16 protein-coding genes are annotated in these 18,131 nt (G+C 40.1%); 1 reads left to right on the top strand and 15 read right to left on the bottom strand.

Features of this window, described 5'->3' with window-relative positions:
- Window positions 1–49: 49 nt before the first annotated feature.
- The 7 genes from RST01_RS06070 to RST01_RS06100 form a co-directional block, all read right to left on the bottom strand.
- Window positions 50–1,123 carry a DmpA family aminopeptidase gene (locus RST01_RS06070; RefSeq protein WP_147195193.1) on the bottom strand — a complete coding sequence of 358 codons (1,074 nt, stop codon included), beginning with the start codon at window positions 1,121–1,123 and terminating at the stop codon, window positions 50–52.
- A 52-nt stretch (window positions 1,124–1,175) separates the two neighbouring features.
- Window positions 1,176–2,141 (bottom strand): ABC transporter ATP-binding protein, encoded by a 966-nt coding sequence (locus tag RST01_RS06075; RefSeq protein WP_147195195.1) that lies wholly within the window; start codon window positions 2,139–2,141, stop codon window positions 1,176–1,178.
- Window positions 2,142–3,134, bottom strand: coding sequence for an ABC transporter ATP-binding protein (locus RST01_RS06080; protein WP_147195197.1), 993 nt, complete (start codon window positions 3,132–3,134; stop codon window positions 2,142–2,144).
- Between the two features lie 18 nt (window positions 3,135–3,152).
- Window positions 3,153–4,025 (bottom strand): nickel transporter permease, encoded by an 873-nt coding sequence (gene nikC / locus RST01_RS06085; RefSeq protein WP_244946671.1) that lies wholly within the window; start codon window positions 4,023–4,025, stop codon window positions 3,153–3,155.
- Window positions 4,026–4,070: 45 nt separating this feature from the next.
- On the bottom strand, window positions 4,071–4,991 hold the full coding sequence (gene gsiC, locus RST01_RS06090) for a glutathione ABC transporter permease GsiC (protein ID WP_147195198.1): 921 nt from the start codon (window positions 4,989–4,991) through the stop codon (window positions 4,071–4,073).
- 81 nt (window positions 4,992–5,072) lie between these two features.
- Window positions 5,073–6,683 carry a glutathione ABC transporter substrate-binding protein gene (locus tag RST01_RS06095; RefSeq protein ID WP_147195200.1) on the bottom strand — a complete coding sequence of 537 codons (1,611 nt, stop codon included), beginning with the start codon at window positions 6,681–6,683 and terminating at the stop codon, window positions 5,073–5,075.
- Window positions 6,684–6,719: 36 nt separating this feature from the next.
- Window positions 6,720–7,730, bottom strand: coding sequence for an asparaginase (locus RST01_RS06100; RefSeq protein ID WP_147195201.1), 1,011 nt, complete (start codon window positions 7,728–7,730; stop codon window positions 6,720–6,722).
- Window positions 7,731–8,049: 319 nt separating this feature from the next.
- Here RST01_RS06100 and RST01_RS06105 point away from each other — a divergent pair, with 319 nt between their 5' ends.
- Window positions 8,050–8,952: a DMT family transporter gene (locus RST01_RS06105; protein WP_147195690.1), complete on the top strand. Its 903-nt coding sequence runs from the start codon at window positions 8,050–8,052 to the stop codon at window positions 8,950–8,952.
- A gap of 172 nt (window positions 8,953–9,124) precedes the next feature.
- Here RST01_RS06105 and RST01_RS06110 read toward each other — a convergent pair whose 3' ends face one another.
- The 8 genes from RST01_RS06110 to RST01_RS06145 form a co-directional block, all read right to left on the bottom strand.
- Window positions 9,125–9,694, bottom strand: coding sequence for a hypothetical protein (locus RST01_RS06110; protein WP_147195202.1), 570 nt, complete (start codon window positions 9,692–9,694; stop codon window positions 9,125–9,127).
- A 201-nt stretch (window positions 9,695–9,895) separates the two neighbouring features.
- The gene (locus RST01_RS06115; RefSeq protein ID WP_147195204.1) at window positions 9,896–11,233 is read right to left on the bottom strand and encodes a cytosine permease; all 1,338 of its coding nucleotides are present in this window, start codon (window positions 11,231–11,233) and stop codon (window positions 9,896–9,898) included.
- A 72-nt stretch (window positions 11,234–11,305) separates the two neighbouring features.
- Entirely contained in the window at window positions 11,306–11,620 is a 315-nt protein-coding gene (locus tag RST01_RS06120) for a cupin domain-containing protein (RefSeq protein WP_244946659.1), read from the bottom strand.
- 14 nt (window positions 11,621–11,634) lie between these two features.
- Complete coding sequence (locus RST01_RS06125; RefSeq protein ID WP_147195206.1) at window positions 11,635–13,368, bottom strand: hydantoinase B/oxoprolinase family protein; 1,734 nt, start codon at window positions 13,366–13,368, stop codon at window positions 11,635–11,637.
- A 1-nt stretch (window position 13,369) separates the two neighbouring features.
- Window positions 13,370–15,412 carry a hydantoinase/oxoprolinase family protein gene (locus RST01_RS06130; protein ID WP_147195208.1) on the bottom strand — a complete coding sequence of 681 codons (2,043 nt, stop codon included), beginning with the start codon at window positions 15,410–15,412 and terminating at the stop codon, window positions 13,370–13,372.
- A gap of 24 nt (window positions 15,413–15,436) precedes the next feature.
- A complete protein-coding gene (locus RST01_RS06135) occupies window positions 15,437–15,982 on the bottom strand; it encodes a helix-turn-helix domain-containing protein (RefSeq protein WP_147195210.1) in 546 nt (181 codons plus the stop codon).
- 424 nt (window positions 15,983–16,406) lie between these two features.
- Entirely contained in the window at window positions 16,407–17,885 is a 1,479-nt protein-coding gene (locus RST01_RS06140) for a sodium:solute symporter family protein (RefSeq protein WP_147195212.1), read from the bottom strand.
- Window positions 17,882–18,082: a DUF3311 domain-containing protein gene (locus RST01_RS06145; protein WP_147195214.1), complete on the bottom strand. Its 201-nt coding sequence runs from the start codon at window positions 18,080–18,082 to the stop codon at window positions 17,882–17,884. The genes RST01_RS06140 and RST01_RS06145 overlap by 4 nt, the downstream gene beginning before the upstream one ends.
- Window positions 18,083–18,131: the final 49 nt, after the last annotated feature.

Genomic DNA, 18,131 nt, shown 5'->3' on the forward strand with positions numbered 1-18,131 from the left:
CGATATACTGTATCAAAAAGATAAAAACATGATAGTTATGAATTACCCCTTATCCTTTAAGCCCCATTAAAACTTCATAAGGAACTTCCTCTTTCACCTTTCCCTTGTTACCCTTGGTAGTGGTGGCTTTACAGATAGAATTCCAAATAGCTTCTTCCACAGTGTCCACCGCCATTTCAAAAAGTTGCGAGATCAGCTGACCATCCTCTCGTAAAAAGTGAAATGTGTTGCATTCCTGGTTAGGTGGCAGCTTATGAGGAATACGATGCGCTGTGGAAAAGGCAATAACGATATCTCCGCTTCCATGGGATGCATAAGACCCCGTTCTTGAAAGACCAAAGGCAGCGCGTTTCGCTAATCGCTGCAATTGCCTTTCATTTAAAGGAGCATCTGTTGCAAGGACAATCATAATAGAACCATCCGGCATTCTTTCTTTGTTCTCTTCCTCTTTCACGAATTGACCGTCACCCGGTATGCGCAAATCCTTTTTTTCGCCAAAATTGCTCACGACTATAGCTCCAACTGTATACAGATTATCCCCAAAGGAGGCCACTCTTGAGCTTGTCCCAATGCCTCCTTTATAACCTAAGCAAGACATACCTGTCCCCGCACCAACGCATCCTTCTTCCACCATGCCACTATCAGCATTCTGAATTGCTTGAATGGCATGTTCTGGTGCAACATGCATGCCGCGAATATCATTCAGATACCCATCGTTGCACTCTCCTACAATGACATTGACAGTGCCGGTTGTATCGCCAATTTGCGGATTTTGCCTGAGAAGATAACGAATGGTTCCATCTAAGACTGCCGGAACAGATAGCGTATTTGTTAGCATAATGGGGCTTTCAATTACACCCAATTCTTGCAGCTGGATGGTCCCTACCGTCTTGCCAAATCCATTAATCACATATGAGCTCCCTAAAACTTTTTCTTCGAAGAGAGAATCAGTATGAGGCAGGATAGCTGTTACCCCTGTTCGAATGGCATGTCCGTCTTCATTATTATAGGAAAGGGTAACATGTCCCACCTTCACTCCCGAAACATCTGTTATCGAATTATGTTTTCCGGTTTGAAATCTCCCTATTTTAATACCTAAATCACGTAGTCTCACTCTGCTCATTTCTTTTCACCACCAAAATCTGTCTATTATATAAATTGAAGACTATCTCTTTTCAATATAAATGACAAGCAGAAAAATGGCCTGGAGAAGTTTCCTTTAATAAAGGAACTTCGGTTTTGCAAATTTCCATACAGGCATTGCAGCGTGGGTGGAACGTACAACCAGTTGGTGGATTTGATGGGCTTGGTATATCTCCTTGTAAAACAATCCGTTCTTTTTTCACACGCGGATTAGCTATTGGCACAGCAGACATTAACGCTTTGGTGTATGGATGCTTTGGATTTTCGTACAAAGTCTCTTTCCGAGCAATCTCCACTAATTTACCAAGATACATTACACCTACCCGATCACTGATATGTTCGACAACACTTAAATCATGAGATATGAAGAGATAAGTTAACCCAAATTCCTCTTGTAAATCTTGCATGAGATTCAACACTTGCGATTGAATGGACACATCCAATGCAGACACAGGTTCATCTGCTACTATCAATTTCGGATTGACAGCAAGCGCTCGCGCAATCCCAATTCGTTGCCTTTGTCCACCACTGAATTCATGTGGATAACGATTGGCGTGATAGGATGTAAGCCCAACACATTCTAATAATTCATGTACTTTTTTTATTCTGTCTTTTTTGTTCATCATATTATGAACAATTAAGGGCTCAGCAATAGTTTCGCCTATCGTCATTCGTGGATTTAAGGAGGCATATGGATCCTGAAAGATCATTTGTAATTCTTTTCTTGCTTCTCGAATTTGTTTGTCGTTTAACTTACTAAGATCTCTTCCGTCAAACAAGATTTCTCCCTCAGTCGGTGCAAGCAGTCTTGTAATCATTCGTCCAGTCGTAGACTTGCCGCATCCACTTTCCCCAACTAACCCTAACGTCTCTCCTTTTTCGATAGTAAGCGATACTCCGTCCACTGCTCGAACAAAAGACTTTTTCTGCCCAAACAAACCTTTGTTGACTGGAAAATGTTTTTTTAGATTTTTGACTTCCAATAAGAGCTCTGTCATTTACTTTGCCTCCTTTACAAATTCATCCTCATAAAGGAAACAGCGACACTGATGTCCATTCGAAATCTGGCTCAACTCTGGATCTTCCGTTTTACAAATCTCCATTACTTCTATGCAACGCGGAGCAAATTTGCAGCCCTTTGGCATATTAGCAGGAGTCGGAACATTACCCGGAATAGACGTAAGCCGCTCTGATTTCAATCCTAATTTTGGAACAGAATTTAACAAGCCCTTTGTATAAGGATGTTTCGGATTTTCAAATAGTTCAAAGACATCCGCCTCTTCTACCACCTTGCCCGCGTACATAACGACAATACGATCACACATTTCGGCCACTACCCCTAAATCATGAGTGATCAGCATCATAGCTGTACCCTTTTCTTGTTTCACCTTTTTCATGATTTCTAATATTTGAGCCTGTATGGTTACATCTAATGCAGTTGTTGGTTCATCTGCTATTAATAATGTAGGATTACAAGACATGGCCATCGCAATCATTACTCTCTGTCTCATGCCGCCGGAAAGTTGGTGGGGAAATTCATCGATAATCTCTTCTGCTCTAGGTATACCAACAAGCTTTAACATGTTGATGACGTGTTCTCGCGTTTTTTTCTTGTCATACTTCAAGTGTAGCCTAACTGCCTCTCCAATTTGTTGACCTATTTTATAAACTGGATTAAGCGATGTCATAGGTTCTTGAAAGATCATAGCTATTTCATTGCCTCGTATTTTACGCATTTTGTCTTCTGGCAGGGTTAAAAGATCACTATCTTTAAACCTGATAGATCCATCTACGACTTTACCAGGTGTATGACCAAGCAAGCCCATAATAGAAAGCGACGTTACACTTTTTCCACATCCGGATTCACCCACAATGCCCAGTGTCTCTCCTTCATTGATAAATAGGTCAACGCCATTCACTGCAGGTATTTGTTGATTATCAACGAAAAAATAAGTTTTTAAATTAGATATCTCTAATAACCTATTACTCATATGATCGCTCCCTATCTATTAATCTTTCATCTTCGGATCGAGCGCATCTCGTAATCCATCACCTAACAAATTAAAAGCAAGAACCGTAATAAATATGGATAGACCGGGGAAAAACGTAACATGGGGAGCCGTGTTTAGAAAATCTCTCCCTGCACTGAGCATGGCACCCCATTCTGGAGATGGCGGCTGTGCACCCAATCCTAAAAAGCTCAAACTTGCAGCTGTTAAAATCGCTGTGCCAATTCGCATCGTAAAATAGACAATGATACTTGAGAGGGTGCTGGGGAAAATGTGTTTAAATATAATCCTTTTTGCTGATGCTCCAACTGACCTGGCCGATTCAACATACAACGTTTCTTTAATCGAGAGAGTACTGCTTCTGACAATTCGCGCAAAAGTCGGTATACCAAAAATAGCAACAGCAATCACGACATTCCCTAACCCTGGCCCCAAGATAGCGATAATCCCAATAGCGAGTAAAATGCCGGGAAAGGCAAATAAAACATCACAAATTCGCATAATCATATTATCGAGCCAGCCACCATAATAACCACTGACTAAGCCTAAAATTGTTCCAAGAACAGCACTGAAAAATACAGAGCTTAATCCGACAAAAAGAGAAATTCTTGTTCCTTCGATAATTCTGCTAAAGATGTCTCTTCCAAATGCATCTGTGCCAGCTAAATGCTGCATGGACGGTGAACTCAAAATATTTTCATAATCCGGCTCTACAGCTGAATATGGTGCAATAAATGGACCTAATAGCGCCACAATAAATAAGAATCCAATAAAAAAGGCAGCAATCATTGCAATACGCTGTTTCTTAAATTTTCTCCAGAACTCTAAAAACGGGGTTCGGACTTTTTCGGCTTCTTGTCGGCCATCTTTTATATGAAGATCCACAGTACCATTTTTCAACTCTCTACCCCCTCTTTATTATTTATAGCGAATTTGCGGATTCATCATCCCATATAAAACATCCACAATTAGATTAATCAAAATGAACTCTAATGCAAAAAGCAGCATTTCTGCTTGAATGACCGGATAATCGCGAAACGATACTGAATCAATTAACAAACGTCCTAATCCAGGCCAACTAAATACAGTTTCCACGACAATAGATCCTCCCAATAAAAAGCCAAACTGTAATCCAGTCATCGTTATTACTGGTATCATGGCATTCTTTAAAGCATGATTCCACACCACTACATTTTCTTTAAGCCCCTTCGCCCTTCCAGTCCGAATATAATCTTCTCTTAGGATGTCCATTAAAGAAGATCGTGTAAAACGCGCTATAACAGCAGCCACTCCTGCTCCTAAAGTAACTGAAGGAAGAATATAGCTTTTCCAAGACTCAATTCCTCCTGTTGGAAACCATCCAAGCTTTACTGAAAATAATTGAATGAGCATTAAACCCAACCAAAAGGATGGCAACGAGATTCCTGAAACAGCCCCAAACATCCCTGTGTAATCTTGCCACTTGTTTCGCTTTGTGGCTGAAATGACTCCTATCAGCAATCCAAAAACAATTGCCCACACCATACTCCAAATTGTTAACCAGAAGGTGGGCATAAATCTGTCCGCTATCTCATCAAATACAGGTCTTTTGGTTTTCATTGATGTACCTAAATCGCCCTGTAGTATTTTTCCTAGATATACAAAGTATTGTTTAACTTTTGGTTGATCTAAACCCAATTCTTGCCGTACAAGCTCTACATCTTTATAGCTCGCATCAGGTCCTGCTACTAGTCTTGCAGGATCTCCTGGAATCATATGCACAAACATAAATATAAAAATAGAGACAATGAAGAGAGTTGGAATAATCCCTAATAAGCGCTTAATCGTATAGTGAAACATAATCCTCCCCCTCGAAGATTGTTAGTAAAGGTTCTTATAATAGTGAGCGCTAATTTTGCAACTAGCGCTCTTCACTATGTGTTATCTTTTAATTTCAGCTTCACTTGCGCTGAGCGCACCATCGGGAAGTAAATAGACGCCTTCCAAGTAATTCTTTTTGCCTGCCATTGTATCTTCAACCATGAGATACGCCCATGGAGCATCCTTCCAAATAATTTCTTGCATTTCAGCATAGGCTTCTTTGCGTTTTTCTTGGTCTGCTGTTTGAAGGCCTGCATCAATTAATTCATCTACTTTTTTATTTTCATAATATGATACGTTATAAGATGTTGGAGGAGCTGAATCACCCGCTAACAGTGGGCGGATTCCCCAGTCTGCATCACCTGTAGAAGAAGACCAACCGCCATAGTAAAGCTCTACCTCAGCATCTTTTGCATTTTGTACAGACCATATTTTATCTGAAAGTGTCCCGGATTCCATTGGGACCACGTTTACTTTAATACCGACTTGGCTCAGTTGCTGTTGTATGAATTCCATTGCCTTCATAGCATCCGAGTTGTTCGCGCCCCATACTTTTGTTTCAAAACCATTCTCGTATCCTGCTTCTTTTAACAATTTTTTTGCTTTTTCAAGATCATAAGGATATGGTGTTTGCTTAGAATAGAATTGGAGACCTTCTGGAATAATGGAGTCCATTTCACTTCCATATCCGCGGTAAACCACTTTTAAAAATGCTTCCTTATTGATAGCATAGTTAATTGCCTGGCGTACTCGCACATCATTAAATGGTTTCTTCGTGGTATTCATCGACATATACCGGGCCACAATGGATGGCTTATTTTCAACTACAATTCCGTTTTTACCGTTTATTTGAGCAGCTTGTTCAGTTGGAATTGGATAAATGAAATCAGCTTCGCCTGTTTGAAGCATGGCTACACGCGCACCATTTTCCGGCACTGGTTTAAACTTTATATCATCAACTTTCGGCAATCCTGCTTGCCAGTAATCTGGATTTTTCACAACTGTTAAATGATCACTTTGATCCCACTCAGAAAATTTGAATGGACCTGTGCCAACTGGATGTGTCGCAACATCTTTTCCATACTTTTTAATGGCTTTAGGGCTCATGATTCTTGCCGCTGGATGGGCGAAGTTATTCAGCATTGCACCAAATGGTTTCTTTAATGTCACCTTGAAGGTGTAATCATCGATCGCTTCTGTTTTCTCCACAAGCTCGAACATGCTATAACGTTTTAATTTATTATCCGGATTTGCTACACGATCGATATTGACCTTTACAGCTTTTGCATTAAATGGAGCACCATCGTGAAACTTTATTCCTTTTCTCAGATTGAAGGTGATTTCTTTTGCATCTTTACTAGCTTTATAGCTTTCCGCCAATACAGGAATCATTTTCATATCCTTATCAAAGCCAACAAGTCCTTCTAACATGGTGGATTGAATGGAACCAGACAGTGTATCATTTGTGTCTTGTGGATCCATGCTCACAAGATTATCTTTAATGGCAATCGTAAGAGAGTTGCCTTCTTTCTTTGCAAGCGATTGGTTTTTAGGATTTGCATTCTTGGATGGATTAGGTTCTTTGCTTGTGGAACCAGAACACCCTGCAAGCACAAGGAGTACTGCCAATAAACTAGTTAACCATACAAATAGACATCTTTTCTTAAACATTTCCCTTCCCCCTCGACATTTTTATTTTCCCTGCTTCTAACACTTTCGCAAAATAAAAGATGGAACAAGTTGCCCTATATCCTCTTGTCGGGCATTTTTTAAAACTGGCTGATGATATTGCCTTAAATGATTCAATTGTTCTTGATCTAATAAATCCAGCTGTCTCAGTACCTCTAATGCTGTTGGATAAACGGCCCTGCTGTTCCCGTCTTCTACCTTTATAGCAATGCCGACGCCAGTTTCTTTATCGCCAATTAAGTACACAGCCTCGGCTCCTGCTTTTCCAAACATTCTTCCTGCGGCAGCTTTCATAAAATCTGTACAAAAACGGGCCGTCCCACCAACCATTTCCGGATATTTCATCATAGCGGTAGTGATTCGATTAACCGCTTCGGTCCGGCTGTCTGAAAATGTGTTTGGACGAGTCATTCTTGCAAATCCATATGCTAATCGTTCTAATGGCAATGCATGTACCGGCACTCCACAACCGTCTATCCCAATCTTTATTTTTCCAATTGGATACTCAGTCACCTCAGAAATCACCTTCATGATACGTTGTTGGACAGGATGATCAGGTAAATAATAGTCTTCCAGTGATTCACTGTTATGCTTTGCTGTCACTAGCATGCCTGTATGCTTCCCTGAACAATTATTATATAAAGGGGTCAGTTCCTTTCCGGCTGCCATGAGCTGTTTATAAGCTTCCTGCGAATGAGGAATATGGGTGCCGCATTGCAAGACTGCTTCTTCTATGCCTGTCCTTTTTAACATCGCTAAAACGCGATCGGTATGCTGTGCTTCTCCGCTATGTGATGCACAACATAAGGAGAGGTCCTGTTCACTTAGCCCATATCGATCCGCTGCTCCCGTTTCCACAATCGGCATAGCTTGCAACGGTTTCACTGCAGAACGAGCATAGGTTTCTCGATATGGGTCACCCGCTGCATATAGTAATGTACCTGCCGAATCAACAACTGCTACATGTCCAAAATGAGAGCTTTCTATCTTTTTCCCGCGATAAACATCTACAAGTTTCAATGGATTCATCTTTATGCACCTCTTCTCATCAATAAAATTCGTTCAAATGTTTGACCTATTATATTGATGAGGAAAGTCTATTAGAACCGAATTCTTTCAGAGAATATCAATAATCCTTCATAGATATCAGATAAAAGTGGTATAACCATTTAGCAGAAGAGGCATATAGCAGAAGAGGCATATAGCATGTTTTTTTATTGCTGTGATAATTCTTTGATGGACATTGGAATATAGAGTGGCCTTTATATGGGTAATTTTATTTATTCAAAATTCAGAAATGCTTGTTATAATTAGCTATACTTAAATAAAGGAGCTGGCTACCTTGCCTATGTTGTATGTATGTTTATTGTTATTGACGAGTTTTCTATGGGCGGGGAATTTTGTAGTGGGAAAATCACTTGTAGACCATGCTAGCCCCATTACCTTGACTACCTTAAGATGGTTGATTGCTGTACTTTGTCTCCTACCATTTGTATGGTGGAAAGAAAAGAAGCTGTTGCCATCAAAAAGTGCCCTTCTACCACTTATACTGATGGGTGTGACAGGCGTGGTGTTATTTAATATTTTTCAATTTTTAGCGCTCGAACATACTTCGGCGACAAATGTTGGGTTAATTTCCACACTTAATACCATTTCAATCGCTGTCTTTTCTTTTTTTCTATTAAAAGAGCGGATTGCTCCATTACAAACACTCGCAATGGCCTCCTCTTTCTTTGGCGTTTTGCTTGTACTGACAAAAGGGAAATTAGGCTTACTTCTCGCCTTTCAATTCAATGTGGGTGATTTGTGGATGATTGCGGCTGTTCTGATTTGGGGGCTTTATTCTGTTTTTAGTAAATGGGCGATGGCGAAAACCACACCGTTAATGGCTACCTTGTATTCAGGTATTTTTGGGCTAATCGCCATAATTCCTTTTAATGTAGCTGACTTCCACATCACCAATGTCAATCCATCCTTCTTGGGTGCCCTTTTTTATACCGGGCTGATCTCTACAGTCCTATGTATGGTGCTTTGGAATATTGGCGTACAAAAAATCGGCGCAACAACTGCTGGCCTTTTCTTGAATTTCAATCCTATTTTTACAGCCATCTTATCTTTTTTACTTTTAAGAGAACGAATGACGTTCATCCAAGTGATCGGCAGCATCATCGTCATTGCAGGCTGCTACTTGTTTTCTATTTTTAAAGCAAAAGAAGACGCTGAAGTTCATGAAGAAAGTTCGGCTGCATGATTTAAACAAAGCCTTACATAATCCGTACATTCATATTAAAAAAACGAGTGGAAACAATTTCCCGCTCGTTTTTTATTTATGTAGTTATATAAACAACTTTCAGTCTACTTCTTATTATTTCCAACTACACTGAATAATTGTGCCATCTCCGAAATAAAGTTATTTATAACATTCAATTCTCACTTTTATAATACATATATAAAGTTCCTGAAAGTTCGGAAACAAAAGCAGTTTTTGTAGCAATGATTTTTTTCTTATTTAGCAGATATGCATAAACAACATCATAATATTGTTGAGCTTTACCACTAGATGTTGTCTTAAATACTAGGAGAGCATTCTCAACATTACATATAGTCTTAGCTTGTGTAAGTAGTGTTTCAATCCTTTCCTTATTACGAACATTCATTATTCCAATAACATTAGATGGTGAATATTCACGTTCACAAAAAAGCTTTTCCAAAGTCTCTTCATCTTTTTTAAATAAGTTTTCACGTTCTAAATGTAATACAAAATCATTCCAATATTCACCATCCCAATTGTCCCACCATGTTAAGTCCATTGGTCTGTTTTGACCATTACAAGTGTCTTCCGTGAAAGGGAAATAACCCAACATAGAACCTAGTCTAGAAAAATGCTCGATTTCAGTCATAGTAAATGAGTGTTTACCATGGTAAATTGTTAGATTAAAAGTATGATAGTTTCTAACATACCCATCAAACAATTTCATTAAATCTAAATCCATAAGAAAAACCACCTTTCATAACTCCCGATTATCAATTTACTTCTTTCGATAATAAAGCTTAATAATCCTTCTTACTCACAGTAATTGTAAATAAAAAAACAAAACCCTTGAATGCCATATTCCGCAAACTTGGGTTTTGATTTTCTCTAAATACTATAATAAGGAAAGATAAGGATTCTTGAATTGTTTATTATAATAACTTCATACAGTAAAATGGTCAGGTGCAATATTCTTTTTAACACGCATAGCAATTATATAGACAATCGCAGAAACCAATAGCGATTGGACTGCTGGGAGCCCTACATTATATACATATTGCGTCAAATAGCCAACAAAGATACCGGCAACTAAAGCGATCGTTGCCATCCAGTTCCATCCATTCTTATCTTCCCACTCCTGTTTACGAATCATGAAGAAGTCCGCCATCATTACTCCACCGATTGCTGGATACAATAGAGCAGTTAAATACAAGAAGTCCATAAAGTGGTCAAGAATTCCCAATAGTGCAACTATTATAGCGAGTATTGTTCCTAATAATGTTAAAAGCGCACGCCCCTTACCGGAATTCACATTCAAAACATTTGCTAAGGCGAGACCCATGCTATAGTTATTTACAAGCTGTGAGGTCCATGTAGCAAACCATAGGATTAGAAATCCCCAAATCGGAAAACCCATGCCCATCATCACATTCACAATATCAGCATCACCTACGCCTACTGCCATTATTGCTCCGACAATGAAAAGAGGGAATCCAACTAATACGATGCCACTCGGAATGATAAAGTTATCCTTCCAAGTAGGTTTTGCATAGCGCGTGTAATCTGATGCGATCACCCACTGAGAAACATTCACCCCAATAACAAGGCTGATAGCTGCCCATATAGACATGGTAGGCTCAGGATGCCAGGAACTAATGGTTTCCCACCCTGTATTCTTTAAGGCATAGTATATCCCTCCTGCAATCAAAAGTAAGCCTGCTGGTACAGCGATATAATCTGTCCATTTCATTGAGCTATAGCCAATAATAGAAGGCAATGCAAAGAGTAAACCACAAATAACTGTTACAATGGCCCATCCAATCCAGTTATTCTTATAATCAATCCCAAACATCGCTGATATAGCATTCCCCGCAACTGCCGTTTGAACTGCCCACCAGCCAAGTGAAACAAGGAAAATCGTCAATCCGACTAAGACTTTTGCTTGCACAGATCCAAAGCTCGTCTTCGCTATAACGGAAGAGGCTCTTCCTGTTTTAGCGCCGATATATCCTTGAAGCGTATTTCCAATCCACTGAATACCGAATAGCGAAATAATCAGTATCACAAGAATGGTAGACAATCCAAAGCTAGCAGCAAGAGAAGCTCCTACCATCAAAACCGGAATGGTAAATTCTAAACCGCCAAAAATCATGGCTGGTGTCAGCCAATGCTGGCGCTGGGATTCTGGAATTGAATCCAACGCTTGGTCTTGTTCCATAAAACCTTCAGCACTCGTTTTGTTTGTTTTTTCCGCCACCTCTACTGTATTCGGTTGTGCCATATGTTTCCCCCTTTTCATTTTTAAAAAATGAGAGAATAGAAAACTTGTAAAAGCTTCTATTCTCTCTTTGCATTACTTAGATTTCACTAAGGCATATACTAATTCGCAATCATTTTCTCCGCCTACACACCAATGGTATTCGCCTGCTGGAATATAGGAGGCTTCACCTGCTTGAATCTTGTATGGATTTCCACCACTTTCGCCAGATAAAGAACCTTTAATAATAAAGGAGTATTCATGCTCTTCATGAACAGTCGTTCCCTCTAAAGGAAGCCGTTCACCGGCTGGTATGGTAACATAGCCAAACTTTACTTCTGCATCTTGAAACTGATTTTGGAAGAGAACCTGTACAATATCCTCTGTAATCATTGGTTGTTCGATTTTCATACTCATTCCTCCAATTATGATCTTCTAGGGAGCTCTTTATAGTCAAAGGTAATCGGATTTACTTCCACTTGGAAGTGTTCCTTCGCTTCTTCAATGGTGAAATATCCATTTTTCACGTCTTTGGCTACTTGTTCTGCCGGGCGTTTTTTCGGGCTTCCGTAGCCTCCGCCTGTTCCAGTCATTAAGCGGATCACATCATTTTTTTGTAGTTTATAACGCGGATACACACCATATGGTCCGTCTACTTCGCCACTAGCTTTATGAATATAAAATTCATTTGGCGAGCCTTCGTTACCGCCGTTCATACCCCAAGGATAAAATTTATTACGCCCAAAGGTTACTGTAGCAGCTTGTCCATCTGTTAATGCACGATATGAACGAATGACCCCTTTTCCGCCAATGTATTCCCCTGCACCGGCACCATTTCCATCCGCTCGAAGGCTGTATTCATCAATCAACACACCATAACGAGTTTCTGCCACTTCAACCGGGACATTATAGGTTTCTCCATCAGCCATACAGAATTGACCAGAAGCTCCGTCTTGGCCCTGTCCGCCTCCCCATCCACCAACGGATGGTTCTACAATTAGGAATGGCTCGTCTGTATCCTGATGATTACCTGACAGAGTTACAGCGCATACAGACAAATGATGTCCTGCAGTCAGGCGATTTGGAAGATGCGAAGCTAATGCTTTCCAGACTAAGTCCATACCTCCTAATAATGTCTCGAAGTAGTTTGACACTGGAACAGGACGCTCAGCCGACATAATCGATTTTGGATCAACAATTACTTGGAGCGGCCTAAAGACACCATCATTCACATCTTGTTCAGGATTTGTAATAGCTAAGAAAATCGTACGCACAGCTGACATTAAACCTGTGTATGAACAGTTTACTGGACCAGGAACTTGCGGGCTGCTTCCTCGGAAATCACATATAAATTCATTATCTGTAATCGTTACTTTCACTTTAATCTTGAATGGGCCATTGCCGATGCCATCCGTATCAATAAAATCTTCAGCCTCAAAAACACCCTTAGGCAGTTTTTTAATCTCTTGTCTTGAGATGGTTTCACCATGATCTAAGAGATAATTTATCGCTGCTACGATTGTTTCCTTACTGTGTTTATCACACAATTCCTTTATACGGCGGTCGCCTGTACGCAATGCAGCAACCTGAGCCCACATATCACCTAATGAAAGGTCTGGGAAACGGACATTAGAACGAATGATTTCAACGATTGCCTCATTTAGGCGGCCTTCATCATAAAGCTTAATACAATTAAATTGCAGGCCTTCTTGGAAAATATCAACAGCATCATTCGTAAACGAGCCCGGGTCTTTCCCCCCTACTTCTGTCCAGTGAGCCTTGTTAGCAGAAAAAGCAATCAGCTCTCCCTCGTAAAAGATCGGCATTACAAGCCCTACATCCGATAGATGGGAGCCCCCACCATTGTATGGATCATTGATAATAAACACATCGCCGGGCTTTATTTTTTCGCCTGGATACTTTTTGATTGTTTCTTTCACCATAAATGTAAGCATCCCGATGAAGCCTGTGACACCATTACCTTGTGTAAGAAGATTACCTTTTGCGTCTGTTAAACCACTTGCATAATCTAACACTTCATAAATGATTGGGCTCATCGATGTTCGAGCAAGAGCGATAAACATTTCATCCCCTGCCGCCAAAAGAGAATCTTTCACAATTTCCAGCGTAAACGGGTCCACTTTCACAGAAGTAATCATATTACTTTTCCTCCATTTCGATAATGATGTTTCCGTAGGTGTCTAAATGCAGTTGCTGGCCTTCATAAATAACCGTCACAGCCGCTTTTTCTTCAACTACAGCAGGTCCCTTAATGACCTTATTAGATGGGAGCTTTTCACGATCATAAACTGGTGTATTGATCCAACCTTTATTCTCAAAGTAAACTGCACGGAATTCTTTACGAGCTTCCAGGACTGTCCCTATCCGTTCAATTTTTGCAATGACCGGCTTAGGTACTTTACCGAAAGCTGTTACGTGCAAATTAACAATTTCAGTCGGAGAATCTTCTAATTTAAATGTATAGTTCTTTTCATGAAGAGTATGGAATCTCTCAATAATGTCTCTCTTATCTTCTTCCGACCATTTCCCCACAGGAACTGGTACCTTTACCGTGTGTTCTTGACCTAGGTAACGCATATCTGCGAAACGATGGAACTCTACTTTATCTTCTGTCATGCCTTCATCCTCATAATGACGAAGTGCGTGATTCTCAATTTCATCCCACTGTTCAGTTATTTCATCTAAAGATAGTTCATTCATTCGCTTGATATAGGTTTGAATATAATCATGTCTCAAGTCCGTCATCAGCATGCCCCATGCGGAGAATACCGGAGATGCGATTGGGACAACGACTTTTTTCACACCGAGTTCAAGAGCAAGAGCTGGCGCATGCATAGAGCCACCTCCGCCAAAGGCTAATAAAGTGAAATCTTGCGGGTTATACCCTTTACGGATGGAGATTAACTTTAAAGCATTTAACATATTCGAATTGGCAATACGAATAATACCTAAAGCAGCTTCTTCAGCTGTAATGCCAAATTGATTGCCGACTTTTGTTTGAATGGCTTCTCGCACTTCATCCATATCTACATCGTAATCAAAATTCTTAGGTGATAAGCGACCAGCCAATAAATTAGCGTCCGTAGTAGTCGGCTCAGTGCCGCCTAATCCATACGCCACTGGTCCTGGCAGAGCTCCAGCTGATTGAGGCCCTACTTTTAGAGAACCTGCATTATCGATCCATGCAATCGAACCGCCTCCATTGCCGATTTCCACGATATCAACTACAGGTGCCTTTATAGGGTAGCCCGCGTTACGGCTGTCTCTTTCAATATAGTAATCTGTTGAAACCTTCACTTCTCCATTTTCGATTAGTGAACATTTAGCCGTTGTACCGCCGATATCAAATGCAATAATATTCTTTTCTCCAATCAATTCACCTAACACTGCAGCCCCATAGATACCAGCAACGGGGCCCGATTCAACCATATTGATAGGTGCTTCCTTTGCATTGTTAAACTTCGTTGTCCCACCATTTGATTGCATAATGTAACGCTGATCGCTCTTTGTTTGTTTTTGCAATTCTCTATCCAGCTTATCCACATATGTGGTAGCTGCCGGTTGCACATATGCATTTAGAACTGCTGTATTCGTTCGTTCATATTCACGCCATTCTTTTGTAATATCACTTGATGCAGTGACAAACACTTCCGGCCATAGTTCTTTAATTATTTTTACTGTCTCTTCTTCATGAGCTGAATTTACATAGGAGTGCAGGTAAGAAACAGCAATAGATTCGACGCCTTCACTTTTAAAGTACTGTATACACTCTTCAATATCTTTGCGATTCAGCGGTGAAAGTACCTCTCCCTTATAATTCAGGCGTTCATCCACCTCAAGGCGTAAATGACGTTCAACAAACGGTTCAGGTTTTTCGTATCTTACGTTAAAAAGATCCGGTCTGTTGCCCCTTGCAATTTCAAGGATGTCGCGGAACCCTTTTGTAGTAATTAACCCCATTTTTGCACCCTTACGTTCTGTCAAAGCATTAATAATCACGGTAGTACCATGAATAAATGTAGATAACTCTCCACTTTGAACATCAGCCTTCTCCATTACATCTAAAACGCCTTTTTCAAAATTAGGTGGAGTCGTATTACTTTTTGCAATTCCAATAACACCGCTATCATCAACGTATACTAAATCTGTGAAGGTGCCTCCGATATCTGTTGCTACTCTCATTTGATCTACACTCCCTTTTTTAAATTAAAAAATAACAGGTGTTGAGACGCTTAAAATCTTAGTTTCTTTTGAAGTGGGATTTTCCCATGCATGCAAAAGTTCTGAAGGAAAATGGACCGTGTCCCCAGCTGTCAGGTGATAAGACTCCCCATTGATCGTAAATATCACTTCACCCTCTAACACATAGTAAAGCTCTTCGCCCAAATGGCTATAGCTGTGCTCTTCTTTCAGATGAGGGGGAAGAATTACTATTAGCGGTTCAAGTTTGCGATCGGGAAATGCACCCGATAACCGTATATACTTCTGCTCTCCTCCATTTACCTTTAACGTTTTTTGCTCCTGCTTTTTGATGAGATAATTTTGATTTACTTTATCGTCTTCAAAAAAGTAGATCATAGGAACATCCAAAGCAGTTGCTAATTTCTTTAGCGAAGTAATCGATAATGAAGAAGTTCCTCTTTCAATTTGTGAAAGAAAACTTAATGAAAGTCCCGTCTCTTCGCTTAGCTCTTTTAATGTCAAATTCTTTTGCTGCCTTAATTCTTTGATTTTCTTATAGATGTCTTCCATGTTGCTAACTCCTAAAAAATTATAGTAGTACTGTAAATCATATTCTTCTTAATCCTTTGAAATGCTTTTAAATTACAGTGTCACTGTAATTTTTATCATAGTAACACAATATTTTTTGATAATCTATAATTTTTAGAATATTTATTATATTTTACTTCCAATATATCTTTTGGAATTACAGTATAAGTGAAATTATTATTTCTCCTATTACTCACCGTACTGTATGAGTGAATTACAAGAGGATGCTGGGGACTTAATTGCTTTCTTTCGGTAGTAAATTTCCTCAAAGCGATGGTAAATGTTGTGGGAGCGGTAGTAAATTGCTCAAGAAAGGTGGAAAAGCGACGTTCACCGAGGGTAAATGACCCCATCAAAAAAGTCTTCAACCTCCGAAGAGGCCAAAGACTTTGTGTAATACAACTATTTAAGCTACTTGCTTATCAACAGAATCCTCGACGGTAGCTTGCGGTTTAGTTAGAGCACTTACGCCAAATGTCACAATAAGATTGACGATCAACGCTACTACGCCCACGTTAAGATCCTTCACAAATTGCGGCAATGATGGGAAGAGTGTTCCGATTGTAGAGCCACTGATTGTAATGTAGGCCACCATGAACACGCCGACAGCAATACCTGCGAAGGCACCCGCCTTTGTCACTGGATTCTTTTTGCCAAGGCTGAAAACAAGTGCAGGGAATAATTGAGTTACTAGGCTATAGCCCATTAACAGTAATGTAACAAGTGTATCTCCACCCTTGAACGTAAAGAACAGTGCAACAATCGCCATAACTGGCACAAGGTTTTTCGCTAATTTTGAAATTTGTTGGTCTGTAGCTGACGGTACAAATACCTTATAAACATTCTTAGCAAGCAAGGTAGATGAAGACATCATAATCATTGAACCTGGAACAATAGCAGTCAGCAATCCTGCCGCACCGATTAATCCGACAACCCATGGATCAAAGGTTTGCATGGAAAGCTTTAATAAAGCTAGGTCTCCATCTGCTCCTTCTAAGCCTTTCACTTGAAGAATTGCGGCAAACCCTACAAAGAATACAAATAATAATACTAGCTGATACAATGGCATGATAATAGCATTTTTCTTAAATACACGTGCATTTTCGGCAGAGTAGATCGTACCGAATGTATGAGGCCACATATAAAAGCCTAGTGCAGTCAATAAGACTGTTGAAATAAACCAAGAGGTACTTAAGCCTGCATCTGGAAGTGCAAGGAAGCCCGGTTTTGCTGCTTCAATTGATTCGAACATCGGCTGGAAACCGCCGTAATAATGCATCGGCAAATATATTCCTAAGAATAGGACAATACCGAGTATCATCGTATCCTTGATTACCGCTGTCCATGCAGAGCCGTGAATACCTGAAATCATGACATAGACAGTTACTGAAATTACACCAATCCAAATGGCAGCTGTAGAAGAAATAGAGCCACCAGATGCTTCAGCCACAATAATCCCCAAACCTTTAAGCTGTAAGACCAAGTATGGAATAAGCGCTGCCACACCAACAAGTGAGACAAATACGCCTAGATAAGGGCTTTTATATTTGCTGACAAAGAAGTCCGATTGGCTCATCAGCTTGTGGTCTTTTGCATATCGCCAAACGGCTGGCAATAACCAGTACGACATGATATAAGCCAAACAGCCATAGCCTAGAATGTAGTATGTTGGACCACCTTTACCATATGCCCAGCCACTACCACCAAGGAATGTAAAGGTCGTATAAATTTCCCCTGCCATCAGCAAGAAGACAAAGATAGTGCCGAATCCGCGGCCGCCGACTGTCCATTGTTCAAGGTTCATATCCTTGCCTTTTTGTGCTCGAACGCCCAAGAAGATGGATAGCAATAAAAAACCAAATATGATAACTAAAGCAATATTCATTGTACTTCCTCCTTCTTATTCTCGGGGTCTAATTTGAAGACGATAGCCATAATACCTGAACTCAGCACTACCCATAAGACCACATAAAATAGAAGGAAAGGCATGCCGAAAACATACGGTGTCACTTTATTAGCAAATGGAATGCCACCTAGCAATCCGACGAATGGGATTAGGGCAAGAAAATGATGCAGTTTCATTGAGTAACCTCCTTATTTTATAAGAACCGCCGGATACCCAGCGGCTCTA

This window comes from Rummeliibacillus stabekisii, assembly GCF_007988965.1.
In the GTDB taxonomy this organism is placed as follows: Bacteria; Bacillota; Bacilli; order Bacillales_A; family Planococcaceae; genus Rummeliibacillus; species Rummeliibacillus stabekisii.